The sequence below is a fragment of the Phenylobacterium sp. genome (assembly GCF_030693405.1).
GTDB lineage: Bacteria > Pseudomonadota > Alphaproteobacteria > Caulobacterales > Caulobacteraceae > Phenylobacterium.
This window is the reverse complement of the sequence record NZ_JAUYAW010000046.1, coordinates 72,830-95,393: the sequence shown is the minus strand read 5'-3', so window position 1 is coordinate 95,393 and position 22,564 is coordinate 72,830. Positions and strand designations below refer to the sequence as shown.

Annotated in this window: 27 protein-coding genes; 15 read left to right on the top strand and 12 right to left on the bottom strand. The window is 68.2% G+C overall.

Going from position 1 to position 22,564, the window contains the following annotated elements:
* Positions 1-7 precede the first annotated feature (7 nt).
* Positions 8-1,228 (bottom strand): NADP-dependent isocitrate dehydrogenase, encoded by a 1,221-nt coding sequence (locus tag Q8N19_RS09720; RefSeq protein WP_305590136.1) that lies wholly within the window; start codon positions 1,226-1,228, stop codon positions 8-10.
* Between the two features lie 132 nt (positions 1,229-1,360).
* Between Q8N19_RS09720 and Q8N19_RS09715 the strand changes: the two genes are divergently transcribed.
* Positions 1,361-1,720, top strand: a complete 360-nt coding sequence (locus Q8N19_RS09715) for a hypothetical protein (RefSeq protein WP_305590134.1) — start codon at positions 1,361-1,363, stop codon at positions 1,718-1,720.
* Between the two features lie 2 nt (positions 1,721-1,722).
* Here the strand turns inward: Q8N19_RS09715 and bla are convergent, their stop codons facing one another.
* Positions 1,723-2,736, bottom strand: coding sequence for a class A beta-lactamase (bla, locus tag Q8N19_RS09710; protein WP_305590132.1), 1,014 nt, complete (start codon positions 2,734-2,736; stop codon positions 1,723-1,725).
* A 68-nt stretch (positions 2,737-2,804) separates the two neighbouring features.
* On the opposite strand from bla, the gene Q8N19_RS09705 reads away from it, so the two are divergent.
* The 5 genes from Q8N19_RS09705 to Q8N19_RS09685 all read left to right on the top strand — a co-directional run bounded on the left by Q8N19_RS09705 (position 2,805) and on the right by Q8N19_RS09685 (position 7,288).
* Complete coding sequence (locus Q8N19_RS09705; protein ID WP_305590130.1) at positions 2,805-3,605, top strand: RNA methyltransferase; 801 nt, start codon at positions 2,805-2,807, stop codon at positions 3,603-3,605.
* Between the two features lie 65 nt (positions 3,606-3,670).
* A complete protein-coding gene (locus Q8N19_RS09700; RefSeq protein WP_305590128.1) occupies positions 3,671-4,930 on the top strand; it encodes a DUF1254 domain-containing protein in 1,260 nt (419 codons plus the stop codon).
* An 84-nt stretch (positions 4,931-5,014) separates the two neighbouring features.
* Complete coding sequence (locus tag Q8N19_RS09695; protein ID WP_305590126.1) at positions 5,015-5,980, top strand: methyltransferase; 966 nt, start codon at positions 5,015-5,017, stop codon at positions 5,978-5,980.
* A gap of 137 nt (positions 5,981-6,117) precedes the next feature.
* Entirely contained in the window at positions 6,118-7,017 is a 900-nt protein-coding gene (locus Q8N19_RS09690; RefSeq protein ID WP_305590125.1) for a manganese catalase family protein, read from the top strand.
* A 16-nt stretch (positions 7,018-7,033) separates the two neighbouring features.
* On the top strand, positions 7,034-7,288 hold the full coding sequence (locus Q8N19_RS09685) for a DUF2061 domain-containing protein (RefSeq protein WP_305590123.1): 255 nt from the start codon (positions 7,034-7,036) through the stop codon (positions 7,286-7,288).
* 21 nt (positions 7,289-7,309) lie between these two features.
* On the opposite strand, the gene Q8N19_RS09680 is transcribed toward Q8N19_RS09685, so the two are convergent.
* The gene (locus Q8N19_RS09680) at positions 7,310-7,717 is read right to left on the bottom strand and encodes a hypothetical protein (RefSeq protein WP_305590121.1); all 408 of its coding nucleotides are present in this window, start codon (positions 7,715-7,717) and stop codon (positions 7,310-7,312) included.
* A 109-nt stretch (positions 7,718-7,826) separates the two neighbouring features.
* On the opposite strand from Q8N19_RS09680, the gene Q8N19_RS09675 reads away from it, so the two are divergent.
* From Q8N19_RS09675 to Q8N19_RS09650, 6 genes are all read left to right on the top strand, one after another.
* Positions 7,827-8,696: an SDR family NAD(P)-dependent oxidoreductase gene (locus tag Q8N19_RS09675; protein WP_305590119.1), complete on the top strand. Its 870-nt coding sequence runs from the start codon at positions 7,827-7,829 to the stop codon at positions 8,694-8,696.
* 127 nt (positions 8,697-8,823) lie between these two features.
* On the top strand, positions 8,824-9,516 hold the full coding sequence (locus tag Q8N19_RS09670) for a ParA family protein (RefSeq protein ID WP_305590117.1): 693 nt from the start codon (positions 8,824-8,826) through the stop codon (positions 9,514-9,516).
* 172 nt (positions 9,517-9,688) lie between these two features.
* A complete protein-coding gene (gene rpsD, locus Q8N19_RS09665; protein WP_305590115.1) occupies positions 9,689-10,306 on the top strand; it encodes a 30S ribosomal protein S4 in 618 nt (205 codons plus the stop codon).
* A gap of 305 nt (positions 10,307-10,611) precedes the next feature.
* Complete coding sequence (locus tag Q8N19_RS09660; protein WP_305590113.1) at positions 10,612-11,631, top strand: TerC family protein; 1,020 nt, start codon at positions 10,612-10,614, stop codon at positions 11,629-11,631.
* 55 nt (positions 11,632-11,686) lie between these two features.
* Complete coding sequence (locus tag Q8N19_RS09655; protein ID WP_305590111.1) at positions 11,687-12,229, top strand: hypothetical protein; 543 nt, start codon at positions 11,687-11,689, stop codon at positions 12,227-12,229.
* Between the two features lie 46 nt (positions 12,230-12,275).
* Positions 12,276-12,653: a hypothetical protein gene (locus Q8N19_RS09650; protein ID WP_305590109.1), complete on the top strand. Its 378-nt coding sequence runs from the start codon at positions 12,276-12,278 to the stop codon at positions 12,651-12,653.
* Here the strand turns inward: Q8N19_RS09650 and Q8N19_RS09645 are convergent.
* The 7 genes from Q8N19_RS09645 to Q8N19_RS09615 form a co-directional block, all read right to left on the bottom strand.
* Positions 12,650-13,231: a DUF4126 domain-containing protein gene (locus tag Q8N19_RS09645; protein ID WP_305590107.1), complete on the bottom strand. Its 582-nt coding sequence runs from the start codon at positions 13,229-13,231 to the stop codon at positions 12,650-12,652. The two genes, Q8N19_RS09650 and Q8N19_RS09645, sit on opposite strands and share 4 nt — an antisense overlap.
* 53 nt (positions 13,232-13,284) lie before the next feature.
* The gene (locus tag Q8N19_RS09640) at positions 13,285-13,704 is read right to left on the bottom strand and encodes a thioesterase family protein (RefSeq protein WP_305590106.1); all 420 of its coding nucleotides are present in this window, start codon (positions 13,702-13,704) and stop codon (positions 13,285-13,287) included.
* Positions 13,701-14,042 (bottom strand): Grx4 family monothiol glutaredoxin, encoded by a 342-nt coding sequence (gene grxD, locus Q8N19_RS09635; protein WP_305590104.1) that lies wholly within the window; start codon positions 14,040-14,042, stop codon positions 13,701-13,703. The genes Q8N19_RS09640 and grxD overlap by 4 nt, the downstream gene beginning before the upstream one ends.
* 74 nt (positions 14,043-14,116) lie before the next feature.
* Positions 14,117-15,004: an aldo/keto reductase gene (locus Q8N19_RS09630; RefSeq protein WP_305590102.1), complete on the bottom strand. Its 888-nt coding sequence runs from the start codon at positions 15,002-15,004 to the stop codon at positions 14,117-14,119.
* A gap of 11 nt (positions 15,005-15,015) precedes the next feature.
* Positions 15,016-15,249 carry a BolA family protein gene (locus tag Q8N19_RS09625; protein WP_305590100.1) on the bottom strand — a complete coding sequence of 78 codons (234 nt, stop codon included), beginning with the start codon at positions 15,247-15,249 and terminating at the stop codon, positions 15,016-15,018.
* Between the two features lie 86 nt (positions 15,250-15,335).
* Complete coding sequence (locus Q8N19_RS09620; protein ID WP_305590098.1) at positions 15,336-17,189, bottom strand: monovalent cation:proton antiporter-2 (CPA2) family protein; 1,854 nt, start codon at positions 17,187-17,189, stop codon at positions 15,336-15,338.
* Positions 17,190-17,296: 107 nt separating this feature from the next.
* Positions 17,297-18,190, bottom strand: coding sequence for an NAD(P)/FAD-dependent oxidoreductase (locus tag Q8N19_RS09615; RefSeq protein WP_305590095.1), 894 nt, complete (start codon positions 18,188-18,190; stop codon positions 17,297-17,299).
* A gap of 136 nt (positions 18,191-18,326) precedes the next feature.
* On the opposite strand from Q8N19_RS09615, the gene Q8N19_RS09610 reads away from it, so the two are divergent.
* Positions 18,327-18,773 carry an Rrf2 family transcriptional regulator gene (locus tag Q8N19_RS09610; protein ID WP_305590093.1) on the top strand — a complete coding sequence of 149 codons (447 nt, stop codon included), beginning with the start codon at positions 18,327-18,329 and terminating at the stop codon, positions 18,771-18,773.
* On the opposite strand, the gene Q8N19_RS09605 is transcribed toward Q8N19_RS09610, so the two are convergent.
* Positions 18,770-19,549 carry a class I SAM-dependent methyltransferase gene (locus Q8N19_RS09605; protein WP_305590091.1) on the bottom strand — a complete coding sequence of 260 codons (780 nt, stop codon included), beginning with the start codon at positions 19,547-19,549 and terminating at the stop codon, positions 18,770-18,772. The two genes, Q8N19_RS09610 and Q8N19_RS09605, sit on opposite strands and share 4 nt — an antisense overlap.
* 56 nt (positions 19,550-19,605) lie before the next feature.
* Between Q8N19_RS09605 and Q8N19_RS09600 the strand changes: the two genes are divergently transcribed.
* Entirely contained in the window at positions 19,606-20,658 is a 1,053-nt protein-coding gene (locus Q8N19_RS09600) for an LLM class flavin-dependent oxidoreductase (protein ID WP_305590089.1), read from the top strand.
* Between the two features lie 57 nt (positions 20,659-20,715).
* On the opposite strand, the gene Q8N19_RS09595 is transcribed toward Q8N19_RS09600, so the two are convergent.
* Positions 20,716-21,951 carry a serine hydrolase gene (locus tag Q8N19_RS09595; RefSeq protein WP_305590087.1) on the bottom strand — a complete coding sequence of 412 codons (1,236 nt, stop codon included), beginning with the start codon at positions 21,949-21,951 and terminating at the stop codon, positions 20,716-20,718.
* 128 nt (positions 21,952-22,079) lie between these two features.
* Here Q8N19_RS09595 and Q8N19_RS09590 point away from each other — a divergent pair, with 128 nt between their 5' ends.
* Positions 22,080-22,562 (top strand): CinA family protein, encoded by a 483-nt coding sequence (locus Q8N19_RS09590; protein WP_305590085.1) that lies wholly within the window; start codon positions 22,080-22,082, stop codon positions 22,560-22,562.
* Positions 22,563-22,564 lie beyond the last annotated feature (2 nt).

Below are 22,564 nucleotides of genomic sequence, written 5' to 3'. Positions count from 1 at the left end.
CGTCGGCTCAGGCCTGGTCGGCCAGGGCCTTTTCGAGATTGGCGGCCACCTTGTCGATGAAGCCTTCAGTGGTCAGCCAGCCCTGGGTGTCGCCCACCAGCAGGGCCAGGTCCTTGGTCATGGAGCCGCTCTCGACGGTGGAGACGCAGACCGCCTCCAGGGTCTTGGCGAACCGGTCCAGGGCGTCATTGCCGTCGAGCTTGGCCCGGTGCTCCAGGCCCCGGGTCCAGGCGAAGATCGAGGCGATGGAGTTGGTCGAGGTGCTTTCGCCGCGCTGATGCTGGCGGTAGTGGCGGGTCACCGTGCCGTGGGCGGCCTCGGCCTCCAGGGTCTTGCCGTCCGGGGTGATCAGCACCGAGGTCATCAGGCCGAGCGACCCAAAGCCCTGGGCCACCTGGTCGGACTGCACGTCGCCGTCATAGTTCTTGGCCGCCCAGATGAAACCACCGGACCACTTCAGGGCCGAGGCGACCATGTCGTCGATCAGGCGGTGCTCGTAGACGATGCCGGCGGCCTTGTACTGCTCGGCGTATTTCGCCTCGAAGACCTCGGCGAAGATGTCCTTGAAGCGCCCGTCATAGGCCTTGAGGATGGTGTTCTTGGTCGAGAGATAGACCGGGTACTTGCGGTTCAGGCCGTAGGCCAGGCAGGCCTCGGCGAACTCGCGGATCGAGTCGTCCAGATTGTACATGGCCATGGCCACGCCAGACCCGGGATAGTTGAACACTTCGCGCTCGATGACGTCGCCGTTCTCGCCTTCCCAGCGGATGGTCATCTTGCCCTTGCCCGGCACCAGGAAGTCGGTGGCGCGGTACTGGTCGCCATAGGCGTGGCGGCCGACGATGATCGGCTGGGTCCAGCCCGGGATCAGGCGCGGGACGTTCTTGCAGATGATCGGCTCGCGGAAGACGACGCCGCCGAGGATGTTGCGGATGGTGCCGTTGGGCGAGCGCCACATCTGCTTGAGGCCGAATTCCTCGACCCGGGCCTCGTCCGGCGTGATCGTCGCGCACTTGATGCCGACGCCGTATTTCTGGATGGCCTCGGCGGCCTCGACGGTGACCTTGTCGTCGGTCTTGTCCCGATACTCGATGCCCAGATCGTAATAGGCGATGTCGATGTCGAGATAGGGGAAGATGAGCTTGTCCTTGATCATCTTCCAGATGATCCGGGTCATCTCGTCCCCGTCGATATCGACGACGGGATTGGCGACTTTGATCTTGGCCATAGGCGAGGCGCGCTCCGTGGCGGAATTGAGGGGTTGAGGCCGTATACAAGCCCTAGGCCGAGGCGCAAAGCCAGGATGGACGCAATCGTCCTCGACACGGGATCGTCATCGCCCGTCGATAGTTAGGTCTCCGTGGAAACCCCCGCCACCTGCTCCGCCCTCATAGGGGCGCCCGTTCTGCTGCTCGTCGCCGAGCCGTGGGACTTCATCTCGCCCTACGGACGGGGCCGCCTGCAGGGACAGATCAGCAATATCCGCGACTTCGGTCCCGCTGGCGGTCAGGAGCTGTGGGTTTCGCTGTCGTCCCTGATCATCGGCGGCCACCACATCGACAGCCTCCGTGCTACCCCCTTGCGCATGGTGGAGAGCGACATCGTGCGGCGCCTTCTGGACAGGCGCCCGGCGGCGGTCCGGCTCCTGGGGCCCGAGGGGAGCGGGGTGCGACTGGCTGCGGCGATTCGGCGCCTGGGACCTGCCCGCCCTTCGTCGTGAGCCTAGCCGACTGCGGCGGACACCGCCCGGGCGACGTCGGCGATGATGGCTTCCCGCTCGGCCTCGGGCAGGGCGGACCCTGACAGGAATACCGCCACCACATACTGCCGCCCATCGGCCAGGGTGATCAGACCGATGTCGTTGGTGGCCGGGTTCAGACCAAGATCGGTGCGCGCCGTTCCGGTCTTGTGGGCCAGACGCGCGCCCTCGGGCAGGCCAGCGGCCAGCCGGTTGGGTCCTGAGCGGCTCTCCTCCATGATCTTCAGCAGGCGGGCCGTGGAGGCGTCGGACAGGAGCTCGCCACGGGCCAGCTTCGACAGGAAGAGCAGGGCGTCCCGCGGGCTGGTGGTGTCGCGCGGATCCTGAAGATAGCGCGCCGTGGCCGCCCTGCGCACCTCGGCGGGAGTCTCGGCCAGGGCGGCGCTGTAGGCGGCCTCGGTCTTCAGGGCTGGGCGGAAGGAGCCCAGCCCGGCGATCTCGGGCTGCATCTGGCGTTCATAGCGATCGACCCGCATGTCGCTCAGGCCCTGGCTGCGGAGCCAGGCTGTCACCGCGCCTGGGCCGCCGATCCGCCGCATCAGCAGGTCAGCGGCGGTGTTGTCGCTGGTTCCAACCGCAAGCGTCAGAAGTTCGGCGACAGTGTAGTCACGGCGACCCGGATAGGCTGCAGCCACCGGGCTGAACGGCGGCGACAGGTTCTCGTCGTCGAGGGTGAGGATTTCATCGAGGGTGAGCCGACCGGCGTCCACCTCGGCCAGGACCGCAGCGCCCAGCGGCGCCTTGAAGACGCTCTGCATGGGAAACCGCTCGCTGCCGCGGATCGCCCACAGCTCGCCGCTCTCCAGGTTCATGAGCGCCACCCCGAGCCGCGCCTCGCCCGCGCGGGCGCTGAGGTCTTCGCCCATGGCGTCCAGGCGCCTAGCATCCAGGGGTGGGGTGGTGGAGACGGTCTGGGGCATACCCGGGTCGCAGGCCCCGATCAGGAGGGCGGCGGCCAGGAGAAGAAGGTGACGCATGAGGTGAAATGCTCCAGATGCGGGCCAAACTCTTGCACGCCACATCCCATAGGACCGAAAACGCCCAGATGACTGTAAGTTCCGCGCCCGCGCCAACCATTATCCTGTCGGCCCCGCAACTGGCGGAGAACATCGGGGCCGTGGCCCGGGTGATGGCCAATTTCGGCCTGGAGGATCTTCGCCTCGTCAATCCGCGCGACGGCTGGCCCCAGGACCGGGCCTGGGCCTCGGCCTCTGGCGCCGACTGGCCGCTGGACGGGGCCCGGGTATTCTCCAGCGTCGCCGAGGCCGCCGCCGACCTGAAGGTGCTGTTCGCCACCACCGCCCGGCCCCGCGAGCTGCAGTTGCCGGTGATCACGCCGCGGGAGGCGGCCGCCGAGCTGGCCGGCCGGGTGGCTGCCGGCCAGAAGGTGGGCCTGTTGTTCGGGGCCGAGCGGGCGGGTCTGGAGACCGCTGACGTGGCCCTGTGCCAGGCGGTGGTCACCGTGCCGGTGGACCCGCGCTTCCACTCCCTGAACCTCGCCCAGGCCGTGGCGCTGACAGCCTATGAGTGGCGGCTGACGCAAGCCGCAGGTCCGCCGCCCCGGTTCAGAGACGGGCCCGAGCCCGCTGACCATGCGGCGATGATGGGGCTCTATGGCCATCTGGAGGCCGAACTGGACGCCGCCGGCTTCTTCCACCCGCCGGAGAAGCGACCCTCGATGATCCAGAACCTGCGCTCGGCCCTGGGACGGGCGAGCTTCAGCGACCAGGAGGTGCGCACCTTCCGCGGCGTGGTCACCGCTTTGTCGCGGGGGCGTGGGCGGGTGCTCGACAAGCTCGCCCGTCAAAAGGCCGAACGTGAGGCCGGTGGCGAACCGGAGACTTGACGCAAAGGCGCCGGCCAAGCTCATAAGGGATCAATGATAACCTAGGCAGCGTCGGGGAGAGCGTGATGTCGGGACCAGATCTGAAAACCGCGGCGATGAAGGCCTGGCTCTATGGCCTGCCGCTGATCGAAATCGCCGCGACGCGCGCCCGGGGCCTGTCTTTCGGCCAGAGCCTGAACACCATCGGCCATGTGCGCAATCTGGCGACGCCCAAGCACCGGGCGGTGACCACGCCGAACAACGACACCCTCTATTCGTCGGCCCAGCTAGACCTGTCCCAGGGTCCGGTGACCCTGAGCCTGCCGGCGACGGGCGAGCGCTATTTCTCCCTGGCGCTGATGGACGCCTATTCCAACAACTTCTCCATCCTCGGGACTCGGACCACCGGCCCCAATGGCGGGACCTTCACCCTGGTGGGCCCCAATGCGGCGGCTGAGGGGAGCCATGTGGTGCGCGCGCCCACCAACCACGTCTGGGCCCTGGCGCGGATCGTGGTCTATAGCGCCGCCGACCTGGAGGCCGCCCAGCAGGTGCAGTCGGGCCTGTCGATCCAGGGGCCGGCGGCCCCGCCGCCCCCGCCGGCGGTCAAGCGCAGCGCGCCGTGGCAGGAGTATTTCGCCGCTTTGTCGGCCCTGATGGCGGCCAATCCGCCGCCGGTCACCGATCGCGCCCTGCTCGATGAGATCGCGCCGCTCGGCCTGGAGGCGGGCTTTGACGCCGGGCGGTTCTCCGCCGAACAGGCCGCCGAGATCGAGGCGGGGCTGGCTGAGGCCCGGGTGGCGGTGCGCCGGGGCGGGGTGACCGGCGATCAGTTCGTGGACGGCTGGTCCTATCCCAGCGCGACGCTCGGCGACTTTGGCCAGAACTATCACTACCGGGCCGCCGTGGCCCTGGGCGGGCTGGCGGCCCTGCCGCCGGTAGAGGCCCTCTATATGCGCGCCCGGGGCGACCAGCCCCGCGCCCTCTATGACGGGATGAAAGCCTACCGCCTGCACTTCCCGGCGGGCCGCCTGCCGCCGGTCGACTCCTTCTGGTCGCTCAGCCTCTATGAGGCGACCGACGAGGGTCAGTTCTTCTTCGCCGACAACCGCCTGGACCGCTACGCCATCGGCGATCGCACCGAGGGCCTGACCTATAACGACGATGGCTCCCTCGACATCTGGATCGGTAGCGCCTCTCCGGGCGAGGACCGGGAGAGCAACTGGCTGCCGGCGCCCGAGGGGCCGTTCGCCCTGTTCATGCGCACCTACCTGCCCAAGGCCGAACTGCTGGACGGGGCCTATCGCCTGCCGCCGGTCGAAGCGGTGGACGAAGCCGCACAGTAGGAGGCCGCGTAGTAGGCGGGCCGAGGGCTGACACCGGCGGAGGGCCTCAGCCACCAAACACCCCGCCGGCGCGTTGCAGGCGCCATGACCCTGCAGCCCCTATCTCTCGGCCAGCTCGACCACCGCGCAGAGCCAGCCCTCCGCAATCTGCTCAAGGCGCTGAAGCAGATGGGCCACCACTTCGTGCCGCCGTCGCCGACCACTCACGCGCGGGTTCTGGCCCGTGATCCGAGCCGTCAGGCGCGCAGCCTGCGCGATGTGTTTGGTTGGAGCCTTCCGTTCGCGCGCGATCTGCCTCCAGCCTCGTTGCTGGATGCCCTGCTGCAGGCTGATCTGGTGGTGGAGGACAAGGGCCTGCTGCGCAGCCGCGTCCGGGTCGCGACCCTTGAGGGTGAGTTGTTCCTCCACTCCGCCTATCCGACGACCCGGGAAGACGCGGTGTTCTTCGGTCCGGACACCTATCGGTTCGCCGCCTTCCTCAAGGCCGAGCTTGCAGACGTCCCCCCGGGTGGCGTGCTGGTCGATATCGGCGCGGGATCCGGCGCCGGCGCCGTGGTCGCCGCGCGGCTGACGCGGCCGCGCCGCACGATCCTCACCGACATCAATACCGCGGCCCTGCGTCTGGCGCGGGTCAATGTTCAGCATGCGGGGTGCGCGGCGGAGCTGGTTCTGGGGGAAGGTCTGAGCGCGGTGGAGGGCCCCCTGGACCTTGTGATCGCCAACCCGCCCTTCATCGCCGGAGAGGACGGACACACCTATCGAGACGGGGGGGACCTGCACGGCGCGCGCGTCGCCCTCGACTGGACCCAGGCGGCCCTCAAGCGACTGGCGCCAGGAGGGCGGCTGGTTCTCTACACCGGCAGCGCCATCGTTGAGGGCGAGGACCTGTTCTTCCAGGCCGTGAAGGCGTTGGCGGCAGGAGGGCCCTTCGATCTGCGGCGCCAGGAGCTGGACCCCGACATCTTCGGCGACCAGCTGAGCGATCCGGCCTATGCCGATGTGGACCGGATCGCCGCCGTCGGGGTGAGCGTGCGGCGGTGGACGGCCTGATTGCTTCGATCAAGCTTCACCTAAGCAAGCGTGGCGTTGAAAGAGACATATTTCACGCCTCGGCTGTAGGAACGGACCCTCGAGTTCGTGTCTTCCGTGACAGATCGCCAAACCGGCGAAGGAGGAGGACTAAACGGATGTTCATGCACAATAAGCGCTTACAGTACACCGTGCGTGTATCAGAGCCAAACCCCGTGCTCGCCAGCTTGCTTCTGGAGCAATTTGGCGGTCCAGATGGGGAGCTTGCTGCGGCGATGCGGTACTTCACGCAGGGTCTTGCTGAAGAAGATCCCGGTCGGAAGGACATGCTGCTGGATATCGCCACCGAGGAGCTAAGTCATCTGGAGGTGATCGGTAGCATTGTGGCCATGCTGAACAAGGGAGCCAAGGGTCAACTGGCCGAAGCCGCCCTGTCAGAGGCCGATCTCTACATCTCCCTGACGCGCGGCGGCGACAGCCACACCCAGGCCCTGCTCTATGGCGGCGGCCCGGCCCTGACCAACTCTTCCGGGGTGCCGTGGACGGCGGCCTATGTGGACAGCCGGGGTGAGCCGACCGTCGACCTGCGCTCGAACATCGCCGCCGAGAGCCGCGCCAAGATCGTCTATGAGCGCCTGATCAACATCACCGATGATCCGGGCATCAAGGACGCCCTGGGCTTCCTGATGACCCGGGAAATCGCGCATCAGAAGTCCTTCGAGAAGGCCCTCTACGCCATCGAGCCGAACTTCCCGCCAGGCAAGCTGCCCGGCAAGCCGGAGTTCACCGACGTCTATTACGACATGTCGCAGGGCGAGGGCGACGCCACCGGGCCGTGGAACTCCGGCGACAACTGGCAGATGGTGAGCGACCGGGACGAGCAGGCCGCGGTCGACGGCGGCGACGGCCAGGCGAGCGTCAAGCTTTCAGCCAAGGACACCAAAGTCCTCGATAAGCTCGCCGAACGCACCCAGTCCCATCCCGTGGGCGACCCCCTCACCGGAGCCGATCTCGGCGCAGGTCCGGGGGCGGGCGCGACCACGCCGGCGCCTAAGTGACATCGGGGCGAAGGTCATGAACCGGACGCTGTTGAAGACCCTCACCTATGGTCTGATGCATCTGACGGTGGCGGTTATCGTGGCCTTCGCCCTGACCCGCGACTGGCGGGTGGCGCTCGCGGTCGGGATCGTCGAGCCCATTGTGCAGACGGTCGCATTCGCCATCCATGAGCGACTCTGGGCCCGGGCCGGTGAGGTGAGGGCGGTCACGATTTGCGGCCACCAACATGTCGGCGCCCGCGCCCCGGCCGCGCCACCTCGTGAGGGCTGACCCAACGAGCCCGGGGCGCTCTTAATCAGTGGGGGCTTGGCCCCGAAGAACGGCCTGTGCCGGACAGGCGTAGCTGACCAAAAAGGTCTCGGGCCCCGCGGGGGTCTCCACTACCACCGGACCCCCCTGGGGCGCTTCAGCGTCCGGCGCGCAGATGCGCAGGGTCCGTGGGTTGCTCCAGGCGATCTCGAGCCTCCGCACGGCCTCAAGACTCGCCAGCGGGCTGGAGGCGCCGCTGGCGTGACGAAGGGCCAGCTCCGCGCCGAGGCCCGGTCGAAGGGTCAGGCCGCCGCCGGTGAAGGCCACCTCCAGCACGTACTGACCATCCGGGCTTGGGACCTGCATGTCGTCCGGCGTGGCCACCAGGCAGCCCGACAGCAGGATGGCGGCGAGCCCAAGGGCGGCGGGGGAGGCGAGGCTTTGTGGCATCTCTAGACAATGTCGACAGGCGCCCGAGGTTGCGGCGCAGCCTCGCCCTGGCCCATGATCGGCTCAGAATGCGGCCTGGCTCGCAGGCCCTCGCCCCAGAGGAACGCCCATGTCTGACGCTCTCACATCCCGCCGCGCCCTGATCGCCGGCGGGGCAGGGCTGGCGGCCCTGGCCGCCCAATCGGCCGCGGCGGCGGATCTGAAGACCCCGCCTCAGGCCGCCGCCGCCCTGGCGCGCCACGGGCGGTTCGCCGGCAAGGTGGTGCTGATCACCGGGGCGACGTCGGGCATCGGCCGGGCCACCGCCCGCGCCTTTGCACTGGAAGGTGCCAAGGTGATGTTCTGCGGCCGCCGTGAGGGTCTGGGCCAGGAGGTCCAGGCCGAGATCCGGGCGACCGGCGGCGAGGCGCTCTACCGGCGGGCCGATGTGCGGGCAGACGCCGATGTGGCCGCCCTGGTCGCCGCCTGCGTTCAGACCTTCGGCGGACTCGACATCGCCTTCAACAACGCCGGGATCGCCGGGCGCGCCGGGGCCATGGGGCCTGAGTTCGACTGGGCGCTCCACAACGACATCATGGCCACCAACCTGGAGGGGGTGGTCCGCTGCATCAACCACCAGGTCCCGGCGCTGAAGGCCCGCGGCGGCGGGGCGATCATCAACACCGCCTCTGTGCTGGGCTATGTGGGTTCCGGGCCGGTGATGTCCTACGCCCTGTCCAAGGCCGGCGTGCTCAGCCTGACCCGCTCAGCCGCGCTGCAGCTCGCCGGCGACAATATCCGCGTCAACGCCGTCTCGCCGGGACCGATCGACACCCCGATGATGGGGGGCGGGGCGGCCCAGGCGTCCGGGGCCCGGACACCGGCCGGCCGCGCCGGGCAGCCTGAGGAGGTGGCTCACGCGGTCATGTATCTGGCCGACAGCGCCGCCAGCTATGTCACGGGCGAAGACCTCAAGGTGGACGGCGGAGTCCGCGCCTAGTTCGGCGGCGCCGGAGCGAGCAAAGCGCCGCGTATCGCGCGAGCCTTGAGCGACGCGACATCCTGGGGATGTGACATCTTGTCTCTGTGGATAAGTTGGCTCTACGGTCTCCCCGGGGGAGGCGATCATGCAGACCGTGGCGGTCATTTCGCGCAAGGGCGGCGCCGGCAAGTCGACCGTGGCGGTCAATCTCGCCGCGGCCTTGCGGGACGCCGGTCAGAGAGCGATCCTGGCCGACGCCGATCCGCTGCGATCCTCCAGCGAGGCCCTGCGCGCCCACAGTCTGTCGGTGGTGGAAACCTCGGCCTCCAAGCTCTTCGCCCTGGTGACGGCCTCGCGCCGTAGCGGCTGCGATGTGCTGGTGATCGATACGCCGGCCTCGCCGGAAGCCGACATCGTCTCGGCGATCAAGGTGGCCGACCTGTGCCTGGTGGTGACCCGACCGACCTATCTGGATCTGGCCGCGGCGCTGAAGACGGTGGATCTTCTCCGTCAGCTCCGGGCGCCGGGTCTGATCGTCCTCAACCAGTGCCCCTCGCCGCGTCAGGGCCACGAGTCCCGGGTGGTCTCAGGCACCCTTGAGGCCCTGCGCTTTGCAGGCGTCGCGGTCTCGCCGGTGGCGCTTCGGGTGCGGCAGGCCTATCAGGGCGCCCTGTCCTTTGGACGGGGCGTCACCGAGTGGGAGCCCAACGGTGCGGCGGCCGCCGAAACCCGCGCCCTCGCCGCGCTGGTTCACGGCAAATTATGGGGGGAAGGGCAGACCCCGCGGCCAGCCAATGACGTCGCCCGCCCCGGAGCGCTGAGCACCGTCCGGACCTGATCGCCGCCGCCGCTGGCCTTGACTCACTGGGGTGCGGCCGCCATACACAGCTCCTTCACACCGGCGGTCTCCGCGCGGTGCGAAGCCTATTACGGGTGATACGGGCCCCGCCGTTGAGATCGCGCCTCCACTCTCGGAAGCGCCGGGCCGTGTCGATTATGAAGAGTGTTTCATGACCAAGCGTCATTCCGCGAAGTACAAGCTCGACCGCCGTATGGGCGAGAACATCTGGGGCCGCGCCAAGTCGCCGGTTAACCAGCGTTCCTACGGCCCCGGCCAGCATGGTCAGCGCCGCAAGTCCAAGGTCTCCGACTTCGGCCTGCAGCTGCGCGCCAAGCAGAAGCTGAAGGGCTATTACGGCAGCCTGACCGAAAAGCAGTTCAGCCGCACCTACACCGAGGCCGCGCGCCGCAAGGGCAACACCTCGGAAAACCTGATCGCCCTGCTGGAATCGCGCCTGGACGCGGTGGTCTATCGCGCCAAGTTCGTGCCGACCGTCTTCGCCGCCCGTCAGTTCGTGAACCACGGCCACGTCCTGGTGAACGGCAAGCGCGTCAACATCCCGTCCTACCGCGTGAAGGCCGGCGACGTGGTCGAGGTGCGTGAGCGCTCGCGCAACATGGCCCTGGTACTGGAAGCCCTGGCCTCGGGCGAACGTGAAGTTCCCGACTATATCGAAGTTGACGCCAAGGGCCTGTCGGCCAAGTTCATCCGCGCCCCGGAACTGGCCGAAGTGCCCTATCCGGTGAAGATGGAGCCGAACCTCGTGGTCGAATTCTACGCCTCCTAAGGCGTCGATCACCTACGATCTCAAGAGGCCCCGGAGCGATCCGGGGCCTTTTTCGCGGCTGGACGCCCGGCCTGCCCGGATCATGGGCGCAGGCGTGCGGCTGCGGCGTCTGCCGCGTCACAGGATCATCAGACTGACCTTCGATGTCGCCGGGACCCGCCAAGGCCGTTGACCGCCGGCTCGCGCCCCACTATCTCCGCGGCTCGGTCCGGGCCCCTCTGGTCGCGACGGCGGTCGCGATGATGTCGGATCTTCACTCTCCAGGCGCAGACGCAGCGCCGTGACTATGAGAGGTGCGGGGTCCGATGGACGCTCTCCTGCTATTTTTTCAGACGCCGTTCCTCGGCCAGGCGACCTGGCTGTGGCTGTTGTTCCTCGGCATCGTCCTGACGGTCCTGACCCTCGACCTGGGGGTCTTCAACCGAAAGGACCACATCATCGGCCCCGGGGAGTCGGTGAAGGCCGCCTCGGCCTATATCGCCCTTGGCCTCTCGTTCGGGGCCTGGATCTGGTACGATCTCGGCTCCCAGAAGGCGGTCGAGTACTATACCGGCTACCTGCTTGAGCTGACGCTCGCGCTCGACAACGTCTTCGTCATCTCCCTGATCCTGGCCTATTTCGCCGTTCCGCGGGAGCTGCAGCACCGGGTGCTGTTCTGGGGCATTCTGGGGGTGATCGTCCTGCGGGCGATCATGATCGGCATCGGCGCGGCGCTCGTCACCAACTTCGCCTGGGTGCTCTACATCTTCGCAGCCTTCCTGCTGTTCACCGGCGCCAAGATGCTCAAGGAGTCCTTCTCCAGCGACGCGGAGGAGGCCAAGGATCTCACTAACAACGCCATCTTGAAGTGGCTTCGCAGCCGCCTCCGGGTGACCGAGAGCTTCCAGGGCTCGAAGTTCTTTGTGCGCCAGGCTCATCCAGTCAGCGGCAAGCTGGTGCTGTTCGCCACCCCGCTGTTCCTGGCCCTGGTGCTGGTGGAGTTCGCCGACCTGGTCTTCGCCATCGACTCGGTCCCGGCCATCTTCGCCATCACCCAGGACCCCTACATCGTCTACACCTCCAACATCTTCGCCATCCTGGGCCTGCGGGCGCTCTATTTCGCCCTGGAGAACGCCGTCCACCGCTTCCACTATCTGAAGGTGGCGCTGGCCCTGGTGCTGGTCTTTATCGGCTTCAAGATCTTCGCTGGCGACCTGTTCTTCGGCGGAAAGTTCCCGGCGCCCTGGTCGCTGGGCATCACGGTCAGCCTCCTGGCCGGCGGGGTGATCTTCTCCCTGCTCAAGCCCAAGCATCCCAAGGGCGGAATCGAGGGCGCCGGCTCCTGACCCTGGCGAAGTCTCCGTCGGCCTGTCACTCTCCAGCGGGCCGGCGGAGCTTCCCATGGACATCGACCCCGAATTCGCCCGTAAGCTGGGCTTCCCCAAGCTGAAATACGCCTATGTGGAACGGGAGCGGCGCTGGCTCTGCGCGCGGCTGCCGGACGGCGATGTCGTCTCCGCCGATGCGATCACCGACCTCTATATCGATGGCTCACGCCTGCGGCTGCGAGAGGCGCGACCCCTGGATGGGGGTCCGATCATGCGCCGGCTGGGGCGAAAGGGCGATGTGGACGCCAGCCATCGGCTGATCACCTCCATCTATCTGTCGGAGGCCGAGTTCGCCCTGCTGGCCAGCCTGCCGGGGCGACGGATCGAGAAGGTCCGTCACCGCCTGGCGCCGATCGACGGACGGACCTTCGGCGTCGATGTCTTCGCAGGCGCGCTCCAGGGCCTGGTCCTGTCGGAGAAGGAGTTTGAGAGCGATGCGGAGATGGCCGCCTGTCCTCACCCGCCCTTCGCCCTGCGGGAGGTGACCGACGATCCGCGCTACGCCGGGGGCTGGCTGGCGGCCAACGGGCTTCCGCCCGCAGATGACGTCCTCTGACCGTCGCGGTCTTTCCCTGTCGGGCAAGATGTGGCGCAGTGGCGCCATGACACGCCGCTTCCTGATGATGGCCTCGGTGGCCGCCCTGCTGGCCGGCTGCGCCACGGCGCCGCCGCCGCCGATCCTGGCGCCGGCGGGCCTGCCGCTGGCTGAGCTTGAGCCGCTCTACGCCGCAGAGGCTGGGCGCAAGGAGCTGACCATCAAGGTCGCCTCCAATGGCTGCACCACCAAGGCCGACTTCGCCTTCTATGTGGAGCGCAAGGGCGAGGCTGTGACCCTGGCCTTTGGCCGCAAGCGTGTGGACGGGTGCCAGTCCCTGGTGGCGGGCCATGTGGAGCTCGCCTTCAGCTATGCGGAGCTTGGTCTTGAACCCCGCGATCCGGTGTTCCTGCTCAATCCCCTGATCGCCTGGCCGGGTCTCTAGCCCGGTCGCGCCCCTCGCGCGCGCCAGGCCCGCCGCGCGCTGACGATCGCCAGGATCAGCATGACGGCTACAAGGCCCGCCACGCCAAAGGCGATGAACGGCAAGAAGACCGCCAGCAGGCTCAAGAGGCCAGACAGCACGTCCTCTACCAGGGACAGGACCGGATTGCCCACCCCGCCGGTGGTGGCGGTGGAGATCGGTCGCGCGGCGGCCCGACTGCCATGGAAGCCGCCGGCCACCACCAGGCCAGCGATGGCGGCGATGGCGGGATGGAGGTCGCTCAGCACGTTCTGCTGGCTGGCGAAGAGCACGGCGCCGGCGACGGGGGCGACCAGGGCGCCGACGCCGTGCCAGAGGCTGTCCACCGCAGGAATCTTGTCGGCGATGAAATCGACCACCGCCAGGACGGCGATGGCGCCCAGGACCCAGGGCTGCGTCAGGATGTCGAAGGGTTCAGCCAGGCGCAGCAGATCGGTGTAGCGGGCCACGAGGCCCACGGTGAGCAGGGGCACATAGGCGTTGAAGCCCGCCGCGCTGGCCAAGCCGAAGGCCGAGAAGAGACTGGCGAAACCGTCCATGAACCGCCTCCTGAGTCCCCATCATGCCGCAAGCTTCGCCTGTGGCGAAATCCTCAGCCGAATTGGACGACCAGTTCGGGCGGGACCCGACGGGGGCGGCCGGTGGCGCGTTCGATCAGGCACCAGACGGTGCGGACCTGGGCGCACATGGCGCCGTCCGGTCCGTCGATCCGCACGAAGCGGTCAAAGCGCGGGCCCTCGGCCTTGTCCGACACCCAGGTCCGGCCGAGCGCCGTCTCGCCCGGCAACAGGGCGCGGCGGTAGTCGACCTCGTGGCGCAGGGCGACCCAGGCCAAGGCGTCGGACTCTGCCGGTCCTGCGGCGGACTCCCAGTGGGCGATGGCCAGGTCCTGGGCCCAGCCCAGATAGACCACATTGTTCACATGGCCGTTGGCGTCGATATCCGCCGCGGTCGGGGTGAAGCTGCGGGAGAAGACCCGCCGCCCGGGCGGGGGCTCGAAGGTCCGGCTCACGCAGCCAAGACGCCCTGCTCGCTGAGGAAGGGCTTGAGTTCGCCGTTCTGGAACATCTCGCGGACGATGTCACAGCCGCCGATGAACTCGCCCTTCACATAGAGCTGCGGGATCGTCGGCCAGTCTGAGAAGGTCTTGATGCCGTCGCGCAGGGAGTCGTCCTGCAGGACGTCGACCCCGACGAAGTCGACACCCAGATGGTCGAGGATCTGCACAACCAGGCCGGAGAAGCCGCAGCGCGGCTGTTCGGGCACGCCCTTCATGAACAGTACGACCTGATGGTCCTGCAGGGTCTTGGCGATGAAGGCGTGGGCGGGATCGGTCATGGCCTCGCTCATGGGAACGGCCTTTTCTGTGGGAGTCAGTTTCAGCAGACAGCTAGGGAGGCGCAGGCGCCGGGTCAAGACGAGGCTTAGGCCTGGCGTGCTTCGGCCGGGGTGTCGATCCGGGCCATCTCGATCTGGGCGGCCAGGCCCGTGGGCAATTCCCGGTCGGGGACGGCGGCCAGGCGCTCGATCACTTCGGGGCGGTGGGCTTCGATCTGGATGCAGGCCAGGGAGGGCTCGGTCAGGGCGTAGGCGAGGCAGAGCTCGTCGGCCTCCCAGTTGCGGGTCTCGTGCAGGAAGCCATAGGCCCCCACCGAGGCCGCGGTAGGACCTGAGCGGCGGAACAGGGAGGCCTTGGCTGGCGCCTGGGCTGGCGGGCGGCACAGCTCCGGGGGAAAGGCGTCAAAGCCGGTGATCGACATGTTCAGCTGGGCGGCGTCACGAATGCGGCGGCGTATGTTCCAGCCTGAGGTCAGGTTGAAGGGCGAGGACAGGGCGTCGAACGCGCCGGACGCCACGGCCTGGTCCACCAGGGCGCCGGCCCCGGAAATGCCGATCTGAAGGGCGAGGCCCGCGCTGCGGACATCCTCCAGCATCCGGGCGCCCTCCGCTGTCAGGGTGGCGTAGGCGGGCTCATCCAGGGTCAGGAGATCGAAATAGCCCGCCCCGGTCTGGGTCAGGCCATTGCGCACCGCGTCTTCGATAGCCCGGGCGTCGGTTGGGCTGCGACCATCGCCGCAGATCCTCCAGGCGACAAACAGCAGCCGTCGCTCGACGGTCTCGGCCGCCTGGCGAAATCCGGCGGCCAGGGTCTCGATCCCGGCCTCGACCTCGAAGGCGTTGACCCCGCACTCCATGGCGGCGACGGTCAAGACCCGCCAAGCGCCCGGGGGCTGGGCGCGGCCGTGATCGCGCAGCAGCAGGCTCAGCGCCGAGACCGCCTTGCCTGAGATGCCGAACGGCCGGTAGCGCATGGCTTTCCCGCCTAGCCTGGAACGGAGGTCTCGAGCGCCAGGGCGTGCAGTTCGCCGCCCATCTTTCCCTTCAGCGCCGCATAGACCAGTTGGTGCTGACGCACCCGCGGCAGGCCCTTGAAGGCGTCTGACACGATCCGCGCGCGATAGTGGTCGCCGTCGCCGGCCAGATCCTCGATGGCGATCTGGGCGTCGGGGAAGGCGTCTCGCAGGGAGGCTTCCAAATCGGCCTGGGTCATGGGCATGGGGCTACGCTCTCTTCCAACAGAGTTTATGGACGAAAAAGGATTAACGTCCCCATAGCGCAACGGTCACTGGCCGCATGCGGGCGTCAGGCGGCCGGCTCAGGTTTGCGGGCGGACTCCCCCAGCACCTGCGCGGCCTCGGGGTTGATCGCCTGGGCCTGGCCCTTGGGCTTGGAAAAGGGCGTCGGCTGCGGGGTCACCATATTGCCGCGCATCAGGCTGCGGCCGGCCTCGATGCCGCCCACCAGCTGCGCCTCGAACCGTTCCTCATCCCGGCGGCGGACCTCGGCCAGGGTCTCGGCGGCGTCTTCGGGCTCGACGCCGAGATCGACCAGCAGGCGTTCCCCCATGGCGATGGCCGATTCAAAGGTCTCTCGGATCTGGAAATCGACGCCCGCCTGGGTCAGGCGCATGGAGTGGCCGCGGTCATAGGCCCGCACGAACAGCTTGGCGTGGGGAAACTCGGCCTTCACCAGCTCGACGATGTGGTCGGCCACCTCGGGCTTGTCGACGCCGACCATGATCGCCTCGGCCGTTTCGGCGCCGGAGGCCCGCAGCACGTCGAGGCGCGCGCCGTCGCCGTAATAGACCTTGAAGCCGAAATTGGCTGCGGCCTGGATCATTTCCACGTCATTCTCGATCAGCGAGATCTCGAAGCCGCGGGCCAGGAGGGGCTGGCTGACCAGCTGGCTGAAGCGACCAAAGCCGATCAGCAGGACCTGGCCCTGCAGGCCATTGGCCTCTTCGACCCCATCCATCGACAGCCTCAGCGCCGGCGTCAGGCGGTCCAGCGCAATGATCACCAGGGGGGTCAGCGCCATGGAGAGGATGACGATGGCGGTCATTATAGCGCTGGTCCGCGCATCGATCACCCCCCCCGACAGGGCCGCGGCATAGAGGACGAAGGCGAATTCACCCCCTTGGGCGAACAGGGCCGCCCGCTGGACGGCCTCGCGGGGGCTGGCCTTGAACAGCCGTGCTACCCCGTAGATGCCGACGGCCTTCACCGCCATGAAGACCACCACACCCCCGGCGATCACCGCCCAGGAGGTCGCCACGACGGCCAGGTTCAGGGACATGCCGACACTGATGAAGAACAGGCCCAGCAGGATGCCGCGGAAGGGCTCGATATCGGCCTCCAGCTGATGGCGGAAGGTGGACTCCGACAGGAGCACGCCGGCCATGAAGGCGCCCATGGCCATGGACAGGCCGCCCCAGTCCAGGAAGAGCGCCGAACCGAGAACCACCAGCAGGGCCGCCGCTGTCAGGATCTCCCGGGCGCCGGCCCGGGCCAGCAGGCGGAAGAAGGGATTGAGCAGCCACTTGCCCGCCGCCAGCAGGACCGCCAGGGAGCCGATGGCCAAAAGGATCGACAGCCAGACGGGGCGCGCGACCTCGTCTGTCTGGCCCGACATGGAGGCCAGCACCGCCACCATGGCCAGCAGCGGCACGACCGCCAGGTCTTCCAGCAGCAGGATGGAGACCGCCCGCTGGCCGGCCGGCGTGGCGGTCTGGCCGCGCTCGTCCAGCATCTTCATGATGACGGCGGTGGAGGAGAGCACAAAGCCGCTGGCCCCGATCACGGCGGCGGCCGGCGGCAGGCCCGCCAGCACGCCGATGCCCGACAGCAAGGCTGCGCAGACCACGACTTGCAGGGCGCCCAGGCCGAAGATTTCCCGCCGCAGGTTCCACAACTTGGCCGGCCGCATCTCCAGGCCGATGATGAACAGGAACATCACCACACCGAGCTCGGCCACGTGCAGGATGGTCTCAGGTTCAGAGATCAGGGCCAGGCCAAAGGGGCCGATGATCAGGCCCGCGGCCAGATAGCCCAGCACTGAGCCTAGCTGCAGCTTGCGAAACAGGGGCACGGCGATGACCGCGGCGCCCAACAGCACCACGGCGTGGCCAAGGTTCAGTCCAGCTGAGTCTGTGGCCATGGCGGTCTCCCTTTCCCGTCGGGCCATACCGCCCCGGTCTTGGTCTGTTGTCCAGAGAGCAGGGCGCGCTCTGGCCGTCCAACTGGCCAGGGCGCCTGGTTGGCTGGCTAGAAGATCAGCGACTGATGGGCGCCGATCCCGGCCATGACGCCGGCGGCTGACGCCAGGGTGGCGTTGTGCATGGGGCTGGCGGTGTCGCCGGCGCTGTAGACGCCCGGGACCGTGGTCTGTTGACCCGACTCCAGCTTCACATGCGGCCCGGTCATGCCGTCTTCCAGGGCGCAGCCAAGCTGTTGGGCCAGATCGCTGGCGGGCGCGGTCTTCGGGGCGGTGAAGATTGCCTCGAGCGGGGTGATGCGGCCATCGGCCAGCCGTACCCCGGAGATGGCGGGCGCCTCGCCCAGCACCTCAATGACCGGCGTCGTCTCGACCGCCACGCCTCGGGCGGCGAGCTTTGCCGACAGCTCGGCGTCCAGCGCGACCACGCCCTGGGTGAAGAAGGTGGTGGGTCCCCAGTCGGGCAGCATCAGGGCCTGGTGGCTGGCCATCGGATGATTGGCCAGGACGCCGATCCGCCGGTCGCGCACCTCATAGCCGTGGCAGTAGGGACAGTGTATGACGCTTTGGCCCCAGCGTTCGGTCAGGCCCGGAAGGGCGGGCAGGGTGTCGGCGACGCCAGTGGCCAGGACCAGGCGGCGGGCGGTCTGGACGTCTCCGTCCTCCAGGGTCACCTCGAACCGGTCGAGCTCGCCTGTGGCTGAAGCCGCCCGGCCATGGACGAAGTCCACCGTGGAATAGGCGCTGAGCTGGCGCAGGGCCTCGCGCATGATGGCGGCTGGCGCGGCGCCGTCCTGGCCGAGGAAGCCGTGAGAGGCCGCGGCGAAGCGGTTGCGGGGCTGGCCCGCGTCCACCACCAGGATCGGCCGCCGGGCCCGCGCCAGCTGCAGGGCCGCCGACATGCCGGCGAAGCCGCCGCCGACGATGATCACATCATAGGACATGGAAGCACTCTCTCTTGCGCGCATCGCACATCACGATGCTTCAGAAGTTACATGATGGGGATGGGTGTGTCGTCATGCAACTCCTGTTGCGTCGAGATTTGTCCTCTATGTTGGCGGCTCAGCCGGAGACCTGCCCATGCGAACCGACAGCCGCCTCTCACGCATGTTGCACGCCCTGATCCATATGGACCGGCACGACGGCGCCCTGACGTCCGAGCACCTGGCGCAGATGCTCAGCACCAATGCGGTGGTGGTCCGACGCACCATGGCCGGCCTGCGGGATCAGGGCCTTGTGCGCTCCGAAAAGGGCCATGGCGGCGGATGGGCGCTCAGTCGGGACTTGAGCGAGATCACCCTGCTGGACATCTACCGGGCGCTAGGCGACCCGCGCCTGTTCGCCATCGGCCTGGCCGACGACGCCCCAAGCTGTCTTGTGGAACAGGCCGTCAACGCCGCCGTCGCAGACACCCTCTCAGCCGCCGAGGCCCTGGTCATCGCCCGCTTCGGCGAGGTGACGCTCGCTGACATCGCCCGGGACTTCGACGCGAGGTTCGCGGCGGTGGTGAAGGGGCGGGAGGCCTAGCGCCTCGCCACACCGATCAGGGCCGTCGACGGAATCGGGAGGATCACCCGGTCGCCCGCCATCCGGCGCACCTGGGCGACCACGGCCTGTTTCTCCAGGTCATCGAGGCTGGTCCAGTCCGGCGACATGCCAAAGAGGGTGTCGGGCTCATCTAGGGCTGCGACATCCAGCTCGAAGTCGAAGGTCACGGGCTGGATCTTTGGTTCGGTGAAGCCGGCGGCGGTCATTTCCCGCGCGAAGGCCTCCGGTTCGCTCAAGGCCGCCACCGCCGCCGGCATGCTCATCGACTCGCGCTCGGGAAACAGGGTCCGGCGCACCTGGCTGAGCAGCAGGAAGGTGGCCGCGCCGCTGTCGCGCCAGGTGGCGACGACGCCGTATCCGCCCGGGCGGGTGACCCGCGCCATCTCGGAAAGGCCCTTTCGCCAGTCCGGAAACATGATCACGCCAAAGATCGAGAAGACCGCGTCGAACCCGCCGTCCGGCAGCGTCAACGCCTGGCCGTCCATGACCCTGGCCTCAACATTTGGCAGGCCTTGAGCGGTGATGCGGGCGACCATGCCGGGCGAAAAGTCAGTCGCCAGGACCTGTGCGCCGGCCCGCGCCGCCGCCAGGGCCAAGGCGCCGGTTCCCGCCGCCACATCCAGAACACGGGCGTCGGGCGACAGGGCGACCATGTCCAGCGCAGCCTGGGCGTACTGCGCCGTGAAGGGGTGGGCGGTCTGTTCGTAGTGTCGCGCCGCCGTGTTCCAGTGGTCGGGGTTCTCAAACTCGCGCATTCCGACGCTCCCGTATCATGATACTTTATAAGTAGCGTGATCGGGCGGATTTGCCAATGGCGAGGGCGCTTCGCGGCGAGCATTTCCGCCACCCGCCCCCTATATCCCTCTCCATGATCCCGCTTTCAGTTCTCGACCTTTCGCCCATCGTGCAGGGTGGCAGCCCTGGTCAGTCGCTGCGCGACAGCCGCAACCTGGCTCAGGCCGCCGAGCGGCTGGGCTTCGCCCGCTACTGGATGGCCGAACACCACAACATGACCGGCATCGCCAGCGCGGCCACCGCCGTGGCGCTCGCCTATGTGGGGGAGGGGACCTCGACCATCCGGCTGGGAGCCGGCGGCGTCATGCTGCCCAATCATGCGCCGCTGATCATCGCCGAACAGTTCGGCACGCTCGACGCCCTCTATCCGGGGCGCATCGACCTGGGCGTCGGCCGGGCGCCGGGGACGGACCAAGTCACCGCCCGGGCCCTGCGGCGCAATCTGGCGGGCGGCGTCGACCAGTTCCCGCAGGATGTGATGGAGCTGATGGCTCTGCTGGACGACGCACAGCCGGGCCAGACGGTGCGCGCCGTGCCCGGCGTCGGGTCCAAGGTGCCGGTCTGGGTGCTGGGCTCGAGCCTCTATGGCGCCCAGCTGGCCGCGGCGCTGGGCCTGCCCTATGCGTTCGCCTCCCACTTCGCGCCGGCCATGATGGACCAGGCCGCCCAGATCTATCGCCAGCAGTTCAACCCCGCCCGGCCGGGCGACCAGCCGCGCCTGATGTTGGCGCTGAACCTGGTGGCGGCCGAGACCGACGCCGAGGCGAAGTACCTGTTCACCTCCCTGCAGCAGGCCTTCGTGAACCTGCACCGGGGCCAGCCTGGACCGCTGCCGCCGCCGATCGAAGATGCGGACGGCGCGCTGGCGGGCACGGTGGCGCCGGGCTCGCCGCTCTCCAAGGCGGTGGTCGGCGGCCCAGAGACCGTGCGCGCCGGCCTCGCGCGGTTCGTGGCCGACCATGGCCCTGACGAGATCATCGTCACCGCCCAGATCTTCGACCAGGCCAAGCGCGTCCGCTCCCTGGAGATCGTGAGCGAGGTCCGCGACGCCCTGGCGGCCGCGGCCTAGGGCTCGGTCAATCGAGGGCGAGGCCCGGACGTATGAACGCCCGGGCCGGCCTTGGCCTCAGTCGACGATGGCCGAGTAGATCAGAGCCTTGAGCTGGCCGCGGAAGTTGAAGGTGCCGGACGGCATCAGCTGGGTCATGAAGACGAGCGTCAGGTCTTCCTCGGGATCGACCCAGAAGATGGTCGAGGCCGCGCCGCCCCAGTAGTAGTCGCCCACGCCAAGGGAGGCGGTCTCCACCTGGCCCATGGTCGACGCGAAGCCGAGGCCAAAGCCCACACCTTCGTTGGCGGTCTCGGAGAAGGCCCCGATGGCCAGCTGGGTCAGGTCCTGGCCGCCGGGCAGGTGGTTCAGGTGCATCATTTCCAGGGTGCGGGGACCCAGGATGCGATGGCCGTCCAGTTCACCGCCCCGGCGCAGCATCTCGGTGAAGCGGCCATAGTCGGCCACCGTACCGGTCAGGCCGCCGCCGCCGGACTTGAAGCCGGGCTCGCGGACGAACTGGCTGTCGCCGCCCGGATCGTCGATCAGCTTCAGCTTCTTGTCGGGGCCGCGCTGATAATTGGCGCAGAACCGCTCCACCTTGTCGGGCGTCACGTGGAAGGCGGTGTCGACCATGCCCAGGGGCTCGAAGATCTCTTCCTTGAGGTACTGGTCGAAGGGCTTGCCGGAGATGATCTCCACCAGCGCGCCGCAGATGTCGGTGGAAAGCGAATACATCCAGCGCGTGCCCGGCTGATAGAGCAGGGGCACCTGGGCGAGCTTGTCCATGAACTCGTGCATGGAGTCGGCGCCGCCGACGGATCGCACCTTCAGGCCGCGGTAGATCCGGTCCACCGGATGCTGCTCGCCCACGCCCGGCAGGCCGCCGCCATAGGTGAAGCCGCCTGTATGGGTCAGCACGTCGCGGAAGTTCACTGGCCGGTGGGGCGCCTCGGTGACCATGTTGTCACCCTCGCCCGACACCCAGACCCGGTGGTTGCGCCACGACGGCACGAACCGGCTGATCGGGTCGGTGAGCTGGAAATAGCCCTTTTCGTACAGGGTCATGAGCGCCACCGAGGTGATCGGCTTGGTCATGGAGTAGATGCGGAAGATGGCGTCGTCCCGCATCGGCTTGTTCCGCTCCAGATCCATGGAGCCGAACGCCTTTTCATAGGCGATGTGGCCGTGGCGGGCGACCTGCACCTGGCAGCCGGCGATCTTCTGCGGCTCGATATAGTTGCGTTGCAGGTGGTCGGCGATGCGCTCCAGACGCGTGGCGTCCAGGCCGGTCCATTGTGATTGGGCGTCCATACGAAATAATCCTCCCGAAAATCGCGGCGCTTTTAATTGGCGCCATCATGGGCCGCAGAGCGCCGCCGGCCAAGACGTTCGTTGTTCTGGCCTGCTAGGCTGGGCCCAGAAACGGGAGTGAAACAGGCATGAGCGATCTGGCGGAACTGGCGGCGCAGGTGGGCGAGGCCCTGAAGGCCCGCGGGCAGAAGGTGGCTGTGGCCGAAAGCTCGTCCGGCGGCCTGATCTCGGCGGCCCTGCTCGCCGTGCCCGGCGCCTCGGCCTACTATCTGGGCGGCGCGGTGGTCTATACGGGCAAGGCCCGCATGAGCCTGCTGGAAATCCCCCGCGAGGCCGTCGCCGGCATGCGCTCGGCGTCCGAGCCCTATGCGCTTCTGCTGGCGCGCACGGTGCGCGAGCGGTTCGGCGCCGACTGGGGGCTGTCGGAGACCGGCGCGGCCGGGCCCACGGGCAATGGCTATGGCGACCCGGCCGGCCACACCTGCATCGCCCTGTCTGGCCCCGTCGAGCTGGTCACCACCCTGCGCACCGGCTCCGATGACCGGGCGGCCAATATGGAGGCCTTCGCCGCCGCGGCGCTGGACCTGCTGCGCCGGGCGACAGAGGACTGAGC